Origin of the sequence: Bradyrhizobium sp. CCBAU 53340, from assembly GCF_015291645.1 — a bacterium.
Classification (GTDB): Bacteria; Pseudomonadota; Alphaproteobacteria; order Rhizobiales; family Xanthobacteraceae; genus Bradyrhizobium.
This window is the reverse complement of record NZ_CP030055.1, coordinates 1,618,179-1,634,301: the sequence shown is the minus strand read 5'-3', so window position 1 is coordinate 1,634,301 and position 16,123 is coordinate 1,618,179. Positions and strand designations below refer to the sequence as shown.

The 16,123-nt window shown below is 63.5% G+C and carries 12 protein-coding genes; 7 read left to right on the top strand and 5 right to left on the bottom strand.

The window, feature by feature from the left end:
• Window positions 1-25: 25 nt before the first annotated feature.
• The 4 genes from XH89_RS07640 to XH89_RS07625 all read right to left on the bottom strand — a co-directional run bounded on the left by XH89_RS07640 (window position 26) and on the right by XH89_RS07625 (window position 5,777).
• Window positions 26-1,564 carry a SpoVR family protein gene (locus tag XH89_RS07640; protein ID WP_194466484.1) on the bottom strand — a complete coding sequence of 513 codons (1,539 nt, stop codon included), beginning with the start codon at window positions 1,562-1,564 and terminating at the stop codon, window positions 26-28.
• The gene (locus tag XH89_RS07635; protein WP_194468398.1) at window positions 1,561-2,838 is read right to left on the bottom strand and encodes a YeaH/YhbH family protein; all 1,278 of its coding nucleotides are present in this window, start codon (window positions 2,836-2,838) and stop codon (window positions 1,561-1,563) included. Before XH89_RS07635 ends, XH89_RS07640 begins: the two co-directional genes overlap by 4 nt.
• 19 nt (window positions 2,839-2,857) lie before the next feature.
• Window positions 2,858-4,801, bottom strand: coding sequence for a PrkA family serine protein kinase (locus tag XH89_RS07630; protein ID WP_194466483.1), 1,944 nt, complete (start codon window positions 4,799-4,801; stop codon window positions 2,858-2,860).
• 298 nt (window positions 4,802-5,099) lie between these two features.
• The gene (locus XH89_RS07625; protein ID WP_194466482.1) at window positions 5,100-5,777 is read right to left on the bottom strand and encodes an STM3941 family protein; all 678 of its coding nucleotides are present in this window, start codon (window positions 5,775-5,777) and stop codon (window positions 5,100-5,102) included.
• A 291-nt stretch (window positions 5,778-6,068) separates the two neighbouring features.
• Between XH89_RS07625 and XH89_RS07620 the strand changes: the two genes are divergently transcribed.
• From XH89_RS07620 to XH89_RS07590, 7 genes are read left to right on the top strand one after another with little or no spacing between them, the layout of a single operon-like run.
• The gene (locus XH89_RS07620) at window positions 6,069-8,918 is read left to right on the top strand and encodes a bifunctional transaldolase/phosoglucose isomerase (protein WP_194466481.1); all 2,850 of its coding nucleotides are present in this window, start codon (window positions 6,069-6,071) and stop codon (window positions 8,916-8,918) included.
• Between the two features lie 12 nt (window positions 8,919-8,930).
• Window positions 8,931-9,929 (top strand): phosphogluconate dehydrogenase (NAD(+)-dependent, decarboxylating), encoded by a 999-nt coding sequence (gnd, locus tag XH89_RS07615; protein ID WP_194466480.1) that lies wholly within the window; start codon window positions 8,931-8,933, stop codon window positions 9,927-9,929.
• Window positions 9,930-9,958: 29 nt separating this feature from the next.
• Window positions 9,959-11,470, top strand: a complete 1,512-nt coding sequence (gene zwf / locus XH89_RS07610; RefSeq protein ID WP_194466479.1) for a glucose-6-phosphate dehydrogenase — start codon at window positions 9,959-9,961, stop codon at window positions 11,468-11,470.
• A complete protein-coding gene (gene pgl, locus XH89_RS07605) occupies window positions 11,470-12,219 on the top strand; it encodes a 6-phosphogluconolactonase (protein WP_194466478.1) in 750 nt (249 codons plus the stop codon). The genes zwf and pgl overlap by 1 nt, the downstream gene beginning before the upstream one ends.
• Window positions 12,206-12,745 carry a gluconokinase gene (locus tag XH89_RS07600; RefSeq protein ID WP_194466477.1) on the top strand — a complete coding sequence of 180 codons (540 nt, stop codon included), beginning with the start codon at window positions 12,206-12,208 and terminating at the stop codon, window positions 12,743-12,745. The genes pgl and XH89_RS07600 overlap by 14 nt, the downstream gene beginning before the upstream one ends.
• Window positions 12,746-12,774: 29 nt before the next feature.
• On the top strand, window positions 12,775-13,587 hold the full coding sequence (locus tag XH89_RS07595) for an HAD family hydrolase (protein WP_194466476.1): 813 nt from the start codon (window positions 12,775-12,777) through the stop codon (window positions 13,585-13,587).
• Between the two features lie 25 nt (window positions 13,588-13,612).
• On the top strand, window positions 13,613-14,290 hold the full coding sequence (locus tag XH89_RS07590) for a phytanoyl-CoA dioxygenase family protein (protein ID WP_210345238.1): 678 nt from the start codon (window positions 13,613-13,615) through the stop codon (window positions 14,288-14,290).
• 12 nt (window positions 14,291-14,302) lie between these two features.
• Here XH89_RS07590 and XH89_RS07585 read toward each other — a convergent pair whose 3' ends face one another.
• Window positions 14,303-16,105: a glycoside hydrolase family 15 protein gene (locus XH89_RS07585; protein ID WP_194466474.1), complete on the bottom strand. Its 1,803-nt coding sequence runs from the start codon at window positions 16,103-16,105 to the stop codon at window positions 14,303-14,305.
• Window positions 16,106-16,123: the final 18 nt, after the last annotated feature.

Below are 16,123 nucleotides of genomic sequence, written 5' to 3'. Positions count from 1 at the left end.
CATCTTTAAGCGGAAGACGCCCGCCTCAGGCCACCGCCGCCGGGATCGGACGCGGGCTGACGACGTATTCGCGCAGCACCTTGTCGTTGGCATCGACCTCGATCAGCGCGACGTCGTAGGTCCAGAGATCGGCCAGATGCTGCAGCACCCGCTTGGCGTCGGTCTCGTTGAGCTGCGAACCCTTGATGACGCGGTGATGCAGGATCAGCCGGCGATCGCCGGAGAGATCGACGTCGACCACCTCGATATTTGCGTCGATGAAGCCGACATCATGTTGCCGCGCGAGCTCGCGGCGGACGCGGCGGAAGCCGCGCTCGTCGTGGATGGCGTCGACCCGGATGCCGGCACGCTCCTCGGGATCGTCGTGGAGATGGAACATGCGGAAGTGGCGCATCAGCTTCGGACTCAAGAACTGGCCGATGAAGCTCTCGTCGCGGTAATTGGCCCAGACGTCGCGCAGCACGCCCATCACGTCGCCCTTGCCGGCGATGTCGGGGAACCACTCGCGGTCTTCATCTTCCGGATTGGTGACGATGCGCTCGATGTCCTGCATCACGGCAAAGCCCAGCGCATAGGGATTGAAGCCGGAGTAGCGCGGATCGTCGAATTCGGGCTGGAACACCACGTTGGTGTGCGATCCCAGGAATTCGAGGAAATTGCCGTCGGTGATGCGGCCCTGCTGATGCAGCTTGCTCATGATGCGATAGTGGACGTAGGTCGCCGTCCCCTCGTTCATCACCTTGGTCTGGCTCTGCGGATAGAAATATTGCGCGATGTGGCGGACGATGCGCAGCAGCTCGCGCTGCCAGGGCGCCAGCCGCGGGGCGCTCTTTTCCAGGAAGTAAAGCAGGTTTTCCTGCGGCAGGCCGAGCAGCTTGCGGCGCCGTTCGAGGGAGATCGCGGTCCGAGCTTTCGAGGCGCCCTTGGGCACGGTGCGCCAGAGGTCGTTGAAGACTTCCTCCTCATGCTGACGGCGGCGCCCGGCCCGCTTCTCCTCCTCGCGCAGATCGAGCTGCTTCTTGCCGGGATAGCGGTCGATGCCGTGCGACATCAGCGCATGCGCCGCGTCCAGCGTGCGCTCGACCTCGATACGGCCGTAGCGCTCCTCGCACTGCATGACGTAGTTCTTGGCGAAATCCAGATAGTCGAGAATCCCTTCCGCGTCGGTCCACTGCTTGAACAGATAATTGTTCTTGAAGAAGTGGTTGTGGCCGAAGGCGGCGTGCGCGATCACCAGCGTCTGCATCGTCGCCGTGTTCTCCTCCATGAGATAGGAGATGCAAGGCGAGGAGTTGATCACGATCTCATAGGCAAGGCCCATCAGGCCCTTGCGGTAGGACGCCTCGTGGAAGGCGAAATGCTTGCCGAACGACCAGTGCTTGTAGAACAGCGGCATGCCGACCGACGAATAAGCATCCAGCATCTGCTCGGCGGTGATGACTTCGATCTGGTTCGGGTAGACGTCGAGCCCGAGATCCTTCAGCGCCACCTCCTCGCAGGCATCGGTGATGCGCTGCAAGGTGTGGAAATCCCAATCGGCGCCTTCGAACAAGCGTTCCGTCATGGAGCGGCTTTCTCCTGGGCAGTTTCGCGGCGCTGGAACAGATCGTGGAACACCGGAAAGATCTCGCTGCGCTCGCTGACCTTGCGCATCGAGAGCGGTGCGCCAGAGTTGCGCAGGCGCTCGTAGAGAGTCCAGAGCGAGGAATCGGAGAGATCGAAGGCACTGCCACCGGACTCGCCGACCTCGAGATAGGCGAAGAACTGACAGACCGGCAGGATCTTTTCGGTCAGCAGCAGGCCGGTGAGCTCGCCGTCGGAATAGGAATTGTCGCCGTCGGAGGCTTGCGCGGCGTAGATATTCCAATCCGACGGATTGAAGCGCGCGCGCACGATCTCGTGCATCGCCTGCAGCGCGCTGGAGACCAGCGTGCCGCCGGAGGCCGGTCCATAGAAGAAGGTCTGCTCGTCGACCTCCTCGGCACGGTCGGTGTGGCGGATGAAGACGATCTCGACATGCTTGTAGCGCCGCTTCAGGAACACGTAGAGCAGCATGTAGAAGCGTTTGGCCAGATCCTTCATGTGCTCGGACATCGAGCCCGAGACGTCCATCAGGCAGAACATCACGGCCTGTGCGACCGGCCGCGGCACTTTCTCGTAGCGGCGGTAGCGGATGTCGAGCGGATCGATGAAGGGAATGCGCTTGGTCTTCGCCTTCAGCTTCTCGAGCCGGGCGATGAGCTCGACGCGTTCGTCCTCGTCGGTGCAGGCAGCAATCTCGGCTTCCAGCTCGTCGATCTCGTCCTTGCTGGGACGCTTGAGCGCGATGCGGCGGGCGAGCGCCAGCTTCACGGTGCGGCTGACCGAGATATTGGCGGGCGAACCCGACGTGGTGTAGCCCGCGCGCTGGATGCCTTCGCTCTCGGTCTGCGCGATCTTGCGCTTGGCGAGGTCAGGCAATTCGAGATCGTCGAGGAAGAGATCGACGAACTCGTCGCGGGAGAGCACGAAGCGGAAGGCGTCCTCGCTGTCGCCTTCGCCGGGACCAGAATCCTTGGCGCTGCCCTGGCCCTGGCGCTGGAGATAGTCGCCCTCGATGAACTTCTTGTTGCCGGGCAGCACCATGTCGCGCGTTCCGCCTTCACGGCGGAACCGCGGCTCGTGCATGCCGTCGAGCGGGATCGTGACCTCACCACCCTCCAGGACGTCCTTGATATCGCGTTCCTGCGAGGTCTTCTTGACGGCGCCCTGCACCAGGGATTTGGCCCGACGCAAGAACCGCTGGCGGTTCTCAAGACTCTTGCCGCCTGGATTCAGGCGCCTGTCAATAATGTGAATGGCCACTTTCTCATCCGCCTCAACCGGCTTGCTTCACGCGCATGTACCATTCGACCAGTCGGCGAACCTGACGCTCGGTGTAGCCGCGCTCCACCATGCGTGCCACGAACTCGCCGTGCTTCTTCTCCGTCTCGCCGTCCTTCTTCGAACCGAACGAGATGACCGGAAGCAGGTCCTCGACCTGAGAGAATATCCGCTTTTCGATCACATCGCGAATCTTCTCGTAGGAGGTCCAGGTCGGATTCTTGCCGCCGTTCTGGGCCCGGGAGCGTAACGAGAATTTGACGACTTCGTTGCGGAAGTCCTTGGGGTTGGCGATGCCCGCCGGCTTCTCGATTTTCGTCAGCTCCTGGTTCAAAAGCTCGCGATCGAGCAGCTGGCCGGTGTCGGGATCCTTGAAGTCCTGGTCCTCGATCCAGGCATCGGCGTAGTCGACGTAGCGGTCGAACAGGTTCTGGCCGTAATCCGAGTAGGATTCGAGATACGCCTTCTGGATCTCGTTGCCGATGAACTCGGCATAGCGCGGCGCCAGCTCGGCCTTGATGAATTCGAGATAGCGCTTCTCGACTTCCTCGGGCAGCTGCTCCCTGCGGATCGACTGCTCCAGCGCGTACATCAGATGCACGGCATCGGCGGCGACTTCCTGCGGATCGTGGTTGAAGGTCGCAGCCAGGATCTTGAAGGCGAAGCGGGTGGACACGCCGTCCATGCCCTCGTCGACCCCGGCGGCATCGCGATATTCCTGGACGCTGCGCGCCTTCGGATCGGATTCCTTCAGGCTCTCGCCGTCATAGACCCGCATCTTGGCGAACAGGGTGGAGTTCTCGTGCTTGCGCAGGCGCGACATCACCGAGAAGCGCGCCAGCGTCTCCAGCGTCGACGGCGCGCAAGGCGCGGAGGCGAGCTCGGAGCCCTGGATCAGCTTCTCGTAGATCTTCTGCTCCTCGGTGACCCGCAGGCAGTAGGGCACCTTGATGACGCAGATGCGGTCGATGAAGGCTTCGTTGTTCTTGTTGGCCTTGAAGCTCGCCCACTCCGCTTCGTTGGAGTGCGCGAGAATGACGCCGGTGAAGGGGATCGCGCCGATATTCTCGGTGCCGATGTAATTACCCTCCTGCGTTGCAGTCAGCAGCGGGTGCAGCATCTTGATCGGCGCCTTGAACATCTCGACGAATTCCAAGATGCCCTGGTTGGCGCGATTGAGACCGCCGGAATAGCTGTAGGCATCAGGATCGTTCTGCGCATAGGTCTCGAGCTTGCGGATATCTACCTTGCCGACCAGCGAGGAGATGTCCTGGTTGTTCTCGTCGCCGGGCTCCGTCTTGGAGATTGCAATCTGGCGCAGCCGCGACGGCTGGATTTTCGCGACCCTGAACTGAGAAATGTCGCCGCCGAAGGCTTCCAGCCGCTTATAGCACCACGGGCTCATCAGGCCGGTGAGCCGCCGGCGCGGAATGCCGTACTTCTCCTCCAGCATCGGCCCGAGATGATCAGGATCGAACAGGCTGAGCGGGCTCTCGAACACCGGCGAGAGTTCATCGCCGGCCTTGAGCACGTAGATCGGCTGCACTTCCATCAGCGACTTGAGCCGCTCGGCAAGCGAGGATTTGCCGCCGCCGACCGGGCCGAGCAGATAGAGAATCTGCTTGCGCTCTTCGAGACCCTGCGCCGCGTGACGGAAGAAGCCGACGATGCGCTCGATAGTCTCTTCCATGCCGTAGAAGCCGGCAAAGGCCGGATAGATACGGATGGTGCGGTTCAAAAAAATACGGCCAAGGCGGGTATCCTTGGCCGTGTCAATCGTCTGGGGGTCACCGATGGCAGCTAGCAGTCGTTCGGCCGCGTTCGCGTATTTCATGGGATCGCTTCGACACGATTCCAGATATTCCGCCATCGACATGTCGTGCTGGCTTCTCGCCTCGAACGACCGAGCGAAAGCGTTGAATAGAGAATCGTTGTACATGATCCCTCTCCGCGTGAGTTCCGCTACAAGCTGAAACGAAAGCAGTTACTAGACCGTTCCTCAGGCCGCTTCTCGAATCAGCGTGAGCACATGACGATCATTGGACACCCTGGTGCTGACGCGACGCAACGCACAAGGTAGGCACTCCGTGAATTACGAACAGGCACTTGCCTGTAATTTGAGCGAATCTCGGTCTATCTTCGCTCATTTCCAGAAATTGTCACTCGCTCGCCACATCCGGGCGATACCGGAGACACCTCCCTCCGGCACTGCAACATGACGATCTGCGGCGGCAAACTTATGGCGCTTGCAGGACGACGGATTGCGCCGTGTATTCATCTTCCTGCTGCAATGCGGTGGCCTGGCTGACAGCGGCCCGGTGGCTTGCGGCATGACAGTCGCGGCAAGCGCTCAGCAGCGTGTCAAAATCGGTCGCCAATCCCTCCGAACGGATAACAATCCGTTCATTCGACGTGCCATGTGCCGAGCCATGGATGTAGGAGAGCTGCCGCTGCAAGGCGGGCGTCGGCGTCAGCACAACCGCCTTGTGCCCCCTGACATCCTCAGCCGAGACATCCGCAATGGAGTCCCACGGCAGAAATTCATTGCCCATCCGCAAGTCGCGGATGCCGTAGGGGGTGACGATCACGACCGGCCCGCGTTCGGCCGGCAGGATCCAGATCAGCCAGGAGGTGACGGGGCCAAACAGCGCAACACCGAGATAGCCCATCGTCGTATCGTAGCTGCCGATGTCGCCCCACCAGTCGAAGGCAAGACTTGATTTGAAAACAAGGCTCGCGCTCAGCAGCGTCATCACAAAGCCGGCCGCGACCAGCAGCCGCAGGCGCATGACGCATTGACCGATTTCGAGGTCATGGGATGCGTCGATACAGACGCCCGGCGCAATCGATTGCCGGTTGGCAGCGATGGTAACGCCATCAGGACGTGCGTGCATGCTTTCCCCCAGCATGGCCATTCGCGACCGAGCCAATGACAATCAGACGGATCGATATCCGCTGACGACACTCCGTGACGCGACAGATCGAGCTCACGCAACAAGACCCCAGCCGAACAATGTCAGCCAAAATTTTTATTACGCAAAACCACAATTGCCGCCTGGATCGCCATGATCGCGACGGAGTTACACTAGGAGTATGACGCCTATGTCCTGGATTGGTTCCCTCCCGGGAGCATGTTAGCTACAGGATAGCGCGTCAGGACCGGGGCGGAAACCCCTCGCCCGAAGGCTTGGAGATAAATAATCATCATGAATCCCGTCAAAGAACTGGAAAAGCACGGCCAAGCTGTCTGGCTGGACTTCCTGGCCCGCGGCTTCATCGCCAAGGGCGACCTGAAGCGGCTGATCGACACCGACGGCGTCAAGGGCGTCACCTCCAATCCGTCGATCTTCGAGAAGGCGATCGGCAGCTCGGACGAATACGACGCTCCGATCGGCAAGGCGCTGAAGCGCGGCGACCGGACCGTGGCCGACCTGTTCGAGGCGGTCGCGGTCGACGACATCCAGGCAGCGGCCGACGTGCTCCGCCCGATCTATGACCGACTCAAGGGCGGCGACGGCTATGTCAGCCTCGAAGTCTCGCCCTATCTTGCGATGGACACGTCAGGCACGGTCGCCGAGGCGCGGCGGCTCTGGAAGGACGTTGGCCGCAAGAACCTGATGGTCAAGGTGCCGGCGACGCCAGAGGGCCTGCCGGCCATCGAAACACTGATCGGCGACGGCATCAGCATCAACATCACGCTGCTGTTCTCGAGGGCAGTCTATCTGGAGGTCGCCGAGGCCTATCTCGCCGGCCTCGAAAAGTACGTCGCCGGCGGCGGCGATCCCTCCCATGTCGCGAGCGTGGCCAGCTTCTTCGTCAGCCGCATCGACACCATGGTCGACAAGCAGCTCGACGAGAAGATCGCGCGAGCCAACGACCCCAGCGAGAAGGAGCGGCTCGCCGCGCTGAAGGGCAAGGTCGCGATCGCCAACGCCAAGGTCGCCTACCAGGATTACAAGCGGCTGTTCTCGGGTCCCCGCTGGGAGAAGCTCGCCGCCAAGGGCGCCAAGCCGCAGCGCATGCTGTGGGCCTCGACCGGCACCAAGAACAAGGACTACAGCGACGTGCTCTATGTCGAGGAGCTGATCGGCCCCGACACCATCAACACCGTGCCGCCGGCGACGCTCGATGCGTTCCGCGACCATGGCAAGCTGCGCGATAGCCTGGAAGAGAATGTCGAGGATGCCAGGCGCGTGCTGGAGGAGCTGGAGCGCTCCGGCGTCTCGCTCGATGCGATCACCGAGGAGCTCGTCAAGGACGGCGTCAAGCAGTTCGCGGATGCCGCCGACAAGCTCTATGGCGCCGTCGCCCACAAGCGCGCGACCGTGCTCGGGCCCGCGATCGACCGCCAGCAGCTTTCGCTCGGCGACGGGCTCGGCAAGGCCGTGGCCAAGAGCACCGAGGAGTGGCGCGCATCGGCCAAGATCCGCAGGCTCTGGCAGCGCGACAAGTCGGTCTGGACCGGGACGGATGAGGACAAATGGCTCGGCTGGCTCGACAGCGCCGCCAAGGCCGATGTCGCCGACTACGAGGATTACGCCAGCCGCGTGAAGGGCCAGAAGTTCTCCGACGCCGTCGTGCTCGGCATGGGCGGATCGAGCCTCGGGCCAGAGGTGCTGGCCGAGACCTTTGCGCGGAAGCCGGGCTTTCCGAAGCTGCATGTGCTCGACTCTACCGACCCGGCAGAGGTGCGGGCGATGGAAGCCAAGATCGACATCGCCAACACCGTGTTCATCGTCTCCAGCAAGTCCGGCGGCACCACCGAGCCGAATGCGATGAAGGACTATTTCCACGAGCGCGTCGCGCAGGCCCTCGGCCCCAAGGCCAGGACCGGCTTCCGCTTCATCGCGGTGACCGATCCCGGCTCCTCGCTGGAGAAGGCGGCCAAGAAGCTGAACTATGCCCGCATCTTCCATGGCGAGCCCTCGATCGGCGGCCGCTATTCCGTGCTGTCGCCGTTCGGCCTCGTGCCGGCGGCCACGGCCGGCATCGACGTCAGGACTTTCCTCAACCATGCGCTGGCGATGGCCCGCTCCTGCGGACCGGACGTGCCGCCAGCCGAGAACCCGGGCGTCCAGCTTGGTCTCGCCATGGGCCTCGCCGGCCTCGAAGGCCGTGACAAGGTGACGATACTTTCGTCGAAGAAGATCGCCGATTTCGGCGCCTGGGCCGAGCAGTTGATCGCGGAATCGACCGGCAAGGAGGGCAAGGGCCTGATCCCGATCGCCGGCGAGCCGCTCGGCGAGTCCGCGGCTTACGGCAATGACCGCTTTTTCATCGACATCCGCACCGAGGGCGAAACCGATGCCGCCCATGACTCGGCGCTCGCCGGGATCGAAGCGGCTGGCCATCCGGTGGTGCGCATCGTGATGAAGTCGATCGACCATCTCGGCCAGGAATTCTTCCGCTTCGAGATGGCAACCGCGGTTGCGGGCGCGATCCTCGGCATCAACCCGTTCGACCAGCCGGACGTGGAAGCAGCCAAGATCAAGACCCGCGAGCTGACGTCGGCGTTTGAGAAGACCGGCGCGCTGCCGGCCGAAGAGCCGGTCGTGAGCACCAAGGAGTTCGATCTCTACACCGACGACCACAACGCCGCTGCGCTCCGCACGATGGGCGCCAATGGCGACCTCACCTCCTGGCTGAAGGCACACATCACGCGCTCGCGACGCGGCGACTATTTCGCCCTGCTCGGCTATATCGCGCGCGACAAGGCCAACATCGAAGCGCTGCAGCAGATGCGGACCGCCGTCCTCGAGAAACGGCATCTGGCGACTGCCGCCGAGTTCGGCCCGCGCTTCCTGCACTCGACCGGCCAGGCCTACAAGGGCGGGCCCGACAGCGGCGTGTTCCTTCAGATCACCGCCGACGACGCCAAGGATCTTCCGGTGCCGGGCCAGAAGGCCAGCTTCGGCGTGATCAAGGCGGCGCAAGCGCGCGGCGATTTCGACGTGCTCACCGAGCGCGGCCGGCGCGCGCTTCGGGTGCACCTGAAAGGCCCGCTCAAGAAAGGTCTCGCGGCGCTCAATGCCGCGCTGAACGACGCACTGAATTAAGGGATCTCGCACATGCAACTCGGCATGATCGGCCTCGGCCGGATGGGCGGCAACATCGTTCGCCGGCTGATGCGCCACGGCCATTCCACCGTGGTCTATGACAAGGACGCCAAGGCCGTCGCCGGCCTTGCCGCCGACGGCGCAGTCGGCTCGGCAACGCTGGAAGAGTTCATCTCGAAGCTGGAGCGGCCGCGCACGGCCTGGGTGATGCTGCCCGCGGGGCGCATCACGGAAGCGACGATCGAGACGATCGCGGGCGTGATGCAGGACGGCGACGTCATCATCGACGGCGGCAACACCTTCTGGCAGGACGACGTCCGCCGCGGGAAGGCGCTGAAGGCGCGCGGCATCCACTATGTCGATGTCGGCACCTCAGGCGGCGTCTGGGGTCTCGACCGCGGCTATTGCATGATGATCGGCGGCGAGAAGCAGGTGGTCGACCGGCTCGATCCGATCTTCGCCGCCCTTGCGCCCGGCGCAGGCGACATTCCGCGCACCGAGGGACGCGAGGGCCGCGATCCCCGGATCGAGCAGGGCTATATCCATGCCGGTCCCGTCGGCGCGGGGCATTTCGTCAAGATGATCCACAACGGCATCGAGTACGGCCTGATGCAGGCCTATGCCGAAGGCTTCGATATCCTCAAGAACGCCAACATCGACGCCCTGCCCGCCGATCATCGCTACGATTTCGATCTTGCCGACATCGCCGAAGTCTGGCGACGCGGCAGCGTGATCCCGTCCTGGCTGCTCGACCTCACCTCGACCGCGCTCGCCGACAGCCCGCAGCTTTCGGAATATTCCGGTTTCGTGGAGGATTCCGGCGAGGGGCGCTGGACCGTGAATGCCGCCATCGACGAGGCCGTGCCGGCCGAAGTCCTGACCGCGGCGCTCTACACACGATTCCGTTCCCGCAAGAAACACACCTTCGCCGAAAAAATTCTCTCCGCGATGCGCGCGGGGTTCGGCGGCCACAAGGAGCCGAAGCAGCCGGACGCTTCGAAGCCCAAATAAGAACTTCCCAAAGCGAAGGCCGATCGCTCGTGACAAAAGACCCGCAAGAAAAACGCAAGCCGGAAAACTGCGCCTTCGTCATTTTTGGTGTCACCGGCGATCTCACCCATCGCCTGGTGATGCCCTCGCTGTACAATCTGGCCGCCGAGCATCTGCTGCCGGAAAAATTCTGCGTCGTCGGCGTGGCCCGCAGGGGCCAGTCGGACGACGAACTGCGCGACAGCCTGTTGAAGGGCCTCAAGCAATTCGCGACGCGGCCGGTGGACGACGACATCGCGACGCGGCTGCTGGAATGCGTGACCTTCGTCGAAGCCGACGCAAAGGACCCGCCCTCCTTCGACCGCTTGCGCGAGCATCTGGATTCGCTGGAATGCGCGCAGGACACCGGCGGCAACCGCCTGTTCTATCTGGCAACCCCGCCCGCCGCGTTCGCACCGACCGCGCGCGAGCTCGGCCGCACCGGCATGATGAGGGAGAACGGTGCCTGGCGGCGGCTGGTGATCGAAAAGCCGTTCGGCACCGACCTTGCCTCGGCCAAGGCGCTGAATGCCGAGCTGCTCAAGATCATGGACGAGCACCAGATCTACCGGATCGATCATTATCTCGGCAAGGAGACGGTGCAGAACATCCTGGTGCTGCGCTTCGCCAATGGCATGTTCGAGCCGATCTGGAATCGCAACCATATCGACCACATCCAGATCACGGTCGAGGAAAAGCTCGGCGTCGGCCATCGCGGCGGCTTCTATGACGCCACCGGCGCGCTGCGCGACATGGTGCCGAACCATCTGTTCCAGCTGATGTCACTGGTTGCGATGGAGCCGCCGGCGCGCTTCGACGCCCATTCGGTGCGCTCCGAGAAGGCCGAGGTACTCACCTCGATCCAGCAGCCGAACCACGAGGAAGCGCTGCGAAACTCGGTGCGCGCACAATATCTCGCCGGCCGCGTCGGCGACGACGAGATCCCCGACTACCGCAAGACCGAGGACGTCAAGCCCGGCAGCACCACCGAGACCTTCGTCGCGCTGAAATTGATGATCGACAATTGGCGCTGGGCCGGCGTGCCGTTCTATTTGCGCACCGGCAAGGCGCTAGGCCACAAGCGCACGGAAGTGGCGATCAAGTTCAAGCAGGCGCCGCTGTCGATGTTCTCGGGCACGACGGTCGATCGGCTGTCGCAAAACTTCCTGACCATCGGCATCGCGCCGACCGAGACCATCGAGCTTCAGTTCAACGCCAAGATCCCGGGACCGAGCATCACGATCGACGGCGTCGAGATGAAGTTCAGGTATGGCGACTATTTCCGCGCCGATCCTTCCACCGGCTACGAAACGCTGATCTACGACTGCATGATCGGCGACAACATCCTGTTCCAGCGCGCCGACGGCATCGAAGCCGGCTGGGCGGCGGTGCAGCCCTTCCTCGACGCCTGGAAGACCGCAGGCAGCGACGGCATCGAGACCTATGGAGCCGGCAGCGACGGCCCGGCCTGCGCCGATGAGCTGCTGCGGCGCGACGGCCGCAGCTGGCGGAAGTTTTCGTGATGGCGGCGGCCGCAGAGCCGAAGCTGATCGTCGTCGCAGACGCCGAGGCGCTGGCGCAAGCCGCAGCCGAGCGGGTGATGGCGCGCATTTCAGCCAATCCCGGCCGCATCGCGATCTGCCTCACCGGCGGGTCGAGCCCGAAGAAGCTCTATCAGCTGCTCGGCAGCGAGGCCTGGCGCGGGAAGATTCCCTGGGATCGCGTGCACTGGTTCATCGGTGACGAACGTTTCGTTCCCGACAGCGATCCCCTCAACAACATGGCGGTCGCACGGGCGATCTTTCTCGACCGCAACGCGCCACCAGGCCATATCCATCCGATCCCGACCACGGCCAAAACGCCGGACCAGGGCGCCGAGGCCTATGCGCGCGAGCTGCGGGCCTTCTACGGGTCTGACAGCCTCGATCCCGCGCGGCCGCTGTTCGATCTCGTCCTGATGGGCGCCGGCCCGGACGGCCACACCGCCTCGCTGTTTCCCGGCTATCCCGAGATCGAGGAAACCGCGCGCTGGGTCGTCGGCGTGCCCAAGGCCAATGTGGCGCCCTTCGTGCCGCGCGTCTCGCTGACGCTTCCCACGCTGGCCTCGTGCCGCGAGATGCTGTTCGAGATATCAGGGCATGACAAGCAGCCGATCTTGACGCGCCTGTTCAATGGCGAGACTCTGCCTGCGTTACGCGCGCGCTCGAATGGTGAGACCGTCTGGCTGGTCGACAGGGCCGCGCTTCCGGAGGGAATTCGTGGGCCGCGTTAAAGCACCTTGTGCGTTGATCGTGATGGGCGTCTCGGGCTCGGGCAAGAGCACGATTGCAGCAGCACTTGGGGAACGCCTTGGCTGGCGATTCGAGGATGGCGACAGCTTTCACCCCGCAAGCAATGTCGAGAAGATGAGGGCCGGCCATCCGCTCACCGACGAGGACCGCTGGCCCTGGCTCAACGCCATCGCCGACGAGATCTCGCGGGTCTGCAACAAGGGCGAGCAGATCATCATCGCCTGCTCGGCGCTCAAGCACACCTATCGCGACGTGCTGCTGCGCGGACGCGACGACGTCCGTTTCATCTTCCTCAAGGGCACGCAGGAGCTGATCGCCGACCGGCTGGCGCACCGCAAGGGCCATTTCATGCCGCCGGGCCTCCTGACCAGCCAGTTCAACACGCTGGAGCCGCCCGAGGCGAGCGAGCACGTCATCACGGCCTCGATCGACGAATCGGTCGAGGCGATCGTGGATGGCATCGTGCGGCAGCTGAAGATCGACGGCGGCAAGAGCAAGGCCGTTTAACCCCAAGGTACTGCCATCAGGGTCCTGCCATGACGAAAATCTCACTGGTCGTTTCCGACGTCGACGGCACGTTGCTCACCAAGGACAAGACGCTGACGGACCGTGCGAGGCGCGCGGTGCAGCGGCTGCACCAGGGCGGCATCGGCTTCACCATCACCTCCAGCCGCCCCGCGATCGGCATGCGTTTCCTGATCGAACCGCTGGCGCTCTGGCTGCCGGTCGGCCCGTTCAACGGCTCCTCGATCGTCGATCCCGAGATGAATCCGGTCGAGCAGCATCTGATCCCGAAAGGTGCGGCGGAGCGAAGCCTGCAGATCCTCCGGGAATTCGACGCCGACATCTGGCTCTTCACCACCGACAAATGGCTGATCGATAACCCCAGCGGCAAATATGTCGCGCATGAGCAGCACACGATCCGTTCCGACCCGACCTTTGTGACGGATTTTTCGCCCTACCTTGCCAGCGCCTGCAAGATCGTCGGTGCCAGCGCCGATGCTGCCGGGCTCGAGCGATGCGAGAAGGCGATGCAGCAGGCGCTCGGCAATGAGGCCACCGCGGTCCGCTCGCAGACCTATTATCTCGACATCACCCCGCCCGGCTTCAACAAGGGCACCTTCGTGCAGGCCATGGCCAGGCGCCTCGGCATTTCCCTGGACGCGGTCGCCACCATCGGCGACATGCAGAACGACCTCGCGATGTTCCGCGTGAGCGGCACCTCGATCGCCATGGGCAACGCCACCGACAACGTCAAGGACCAGGCCACCCACGTCACCGCGACCAACGAGCAGGACGGTTTTGCCGAGGCGATGGAGATGATCCTGACGCGGAATGGGGCGGGTTGAGCGATCGACCATCGGGTACGCGACCTTGGAACTTGAACAGCTGACTTTCCTAAGCGACGGCGCGCAGCTATTCCGGCAAGCGCTGACCTCCGATCAATTGCACCACCTCAATTCGATCCTGTCCCATCTGCCACCCGATCACGCGGGGCTGAGGCTGAGAGGCATCGAGGGTCTCGCGCCCTTTCTTGCCGCGAGCGGAGGTATCGGAAGCTGCGCCGCGTCGGTGCTCGGCGACGGTTGCCGACCGGTCCGGGCCATCCTCTTCGACAAGACGACGGCAACGAACTGGGCGCTGGGCTGGCATCAGGATCGAACCATCGCTGTGAAAGAACGTGTCGCCGTTGAAGGCTTCGAGACCTGGAGCGTCAAGGACGGCATGCAGCATGTCGAGCCGCCCTTTGCCCTGCTGTCGGGCATGGTGACCCTGCGGATTCATATCGATCCGGTCCCTGCCGGCAACGCACCGCTATTAATCGCACCCGGATCCCATAAGCTTGGGCGGATTCCGGAAGACGGGCTGCGGGACGTCGTCCGGCGTTGCGGCACGGTCGTGTGCCTGGCCGCCCTCGGCGACATCTGGCTCTATGCCACGCCCATTCTCCATGCATCGAACGCTGCCACCAACCCGATGCATCGCCGCGTGTTACAGGTGGATTTTGCAGTCAGCGAACTCCCCGGCGGCCTGGAATGGCTGGGGATCTAGCGACCAGCATCGTTACTTCGAGCGCTGCATCGCCGGCTTCTCGCTCTTCTGCCTCGCCGCTGAAAGATTATGCGCGGTGTTGATCAGGGCGATGTGGGTCAGCGCCTGCGGGAAGTTTCCGGTCTGGCGCCGGGCGCCTGAATCATATTCCTCGGCCAGCAGCCCGACATCGTTAGCGACGCCGACCACGCGGTCGAACAAGACCTGCGCCTGGTCGAGATTGCCCGACAGCACGTAGGCGTCGGCGAGCCACAAGGTGCAAGCCAGAAACGCGCCCTCGATGGGCTGCCTCTCCCCGGAGACCTCGCGCGGATCGTGCCGCAGCACGAAGCCGTCGCGCATTATATGCTTCTCGACGGCGGCAATTGTGCCGCGGACGCGCGGATCGTCCGCGGGCAAAAAGCCGACCCCCGGCAGCAGCAGCACGCTGGCATCGAGCAGCTTCGAGCCGTAGGACTCGACGAAGGCGCCCTCCTCGGCATCAAAGCCCCTGTAGCAGACGTCGCGATGAATCGCTTCGCGCAGCGTGCGCCAGTGCAACAGCGGCGCCTTGAAGCCGAAGGTCTCGGCACTCTTGATCGCCCGGTCGAAGGCGACCCAGGTCATGACCTTGGAGAAGACGTAGTGCCGGGGCTGGCCACGCCGCTCCCAGATGCCGTGATCGGGCTGGTCCCAGACCTCGGCGAGATGCTTGAGCACTGCGCATTCCAGCGCCCAGGTCGCCTCGTCGTCGAGCTTCAGTTTGGCCATGCGCGACTGGTGGAAGGCGTCGATCAATTCGCCGTAGACGTCGAGCTGAAGCTGCGCATGCGCGGCGTTGCCGACGCGCACCGGCCGGGCGCCCTCATAGCCGTCGAGCCAGCCCGCTTCCCATTCCAGCAGCCGCCGCTGGCCCCAGATGCCGTACATGATCTGCATGTTGGCGGGCGAGCCGGCCGCGGCGCGCAAGAGCCAATTGTGCCAGGCCGAAGCTTCTTCGGTATAGCCCGAGTTCATCAGCGCCAGCAGCGTGAAGGTGGCATCGCGCAGCCAGCAGAAGCGGTAATCCCAATTTCTGGCGCCGCCGAGCTTTTCCGGCAACGACGTGGTCGGTGCGGCGACGATGCCGCCGGTGGGACCGAACGTCAGCGCCTTCAGCGTGATCAGCGAGCGCATGATGAGATCGCGATATTCGCCGTCATGCGTGGAACGGCTGGACCATTCCTTCCAGAATTTTTCGGTCTCCTGAAGCGCGAGGTCGGGGTCGATCGCCTGGGGCGGATCGAGATGCGAAGGACCATAGGTCAGCACGAACGGCACGGTCTCGCCGGCGTGAACCTCGAAGTCGGAAACCGTCGTTAGATCCTCGCCGCGCGTCTCGACCGGGGTGCGCAGCACCGTCATGTCTTGCCCGGCGACCGCCAGCAGCGAATGATCAATCCGCCGCACCCAGGGAATGTCGACCCCGAAGCCGAAACGGATCACGAGCTCCATCCGCATCTTCACGGTGCCCGAGAGGCCACGCACCAGCCGCACGACGTCGGAGGCCTTACCGCGCGGCGGCATGAAATCGACTAGCGCGACAGTGCCGCCTTCCGTCTCGAAGCGCGTTTCGAGGATCAGGGTATCGCCGAGATAACGGCGCGAGATCGCAGTAGCGTCCTCACTCGGCGCGATCAGCCAGCGGCCGTTCCTGTTGGTCCCGAGGAGGGCGGCAAAACAGGCATCGGAATCGAAGGCCGGCCAGCACAGCCAGTCGATCGAGCCGTTGCGCCCGACCAGCGCCACCGTCTCGCAGTCGCCGATCAGCGCATAGTCCTCGATTTTCTCCGACAATGCCTTCCGAGCCTTGAA

What these genes read in the sequence shown, in the direction of transcription:
- XH89_RS07630 (WP_194466483.1), bottom strand. Translation starts at nt 4,801, where the DNA reads ATGTACAACGATTCTCTATTCAACGCTTTCGCTCGGTCGTTCGAGGCG.
- pgl (WP_194466478.1), top strand. Translation starts at nt 11,470, where the DNA reads ATGGCGGCGGCCGCAGAGCCGAAGCTGATCGTCGTCGCAGACGCCGAG.
- gnd (WP_194466480.1), top strand. Translation starts at nt 8,931, where the DNA reads ATGCAACTCGGCATGATCGGCCTCGGCCGGATGGGCGGCAACATCGTT.
- XH89_RS07640 (WP_194466484.1), bottom strand. Translation starts at nt 1,564, where the DNA reads ATGACGGAACGCTTGTTCGAAGGCGCCGATTGGGATTTCCACACCTTG.
- XH89_RS07620 (WP_194466481.1), top strand. Translation starts at nt 6,069, where the DNA reads ATGAATCCCGTCAAAGAACTGGAAAAGCACGGCCAAGCTGTCTGGCTG.
- XH89_RS07625 (WP_194466482.1), bottom strand. Translation starts at nt 5,777, where the DNA reads ATGGCCATGCTGGGGGAAAGCATGCACGCACGTCCTGATGGCGTTACC.
- XH89_RS07595 (WP_194466476.1), top strand. Translation starts at nt 12,775, where the DNA reads ATGACGAAAATCTCACTGGTCGTTTCCGACGTCGACGGCACGTTGCTC.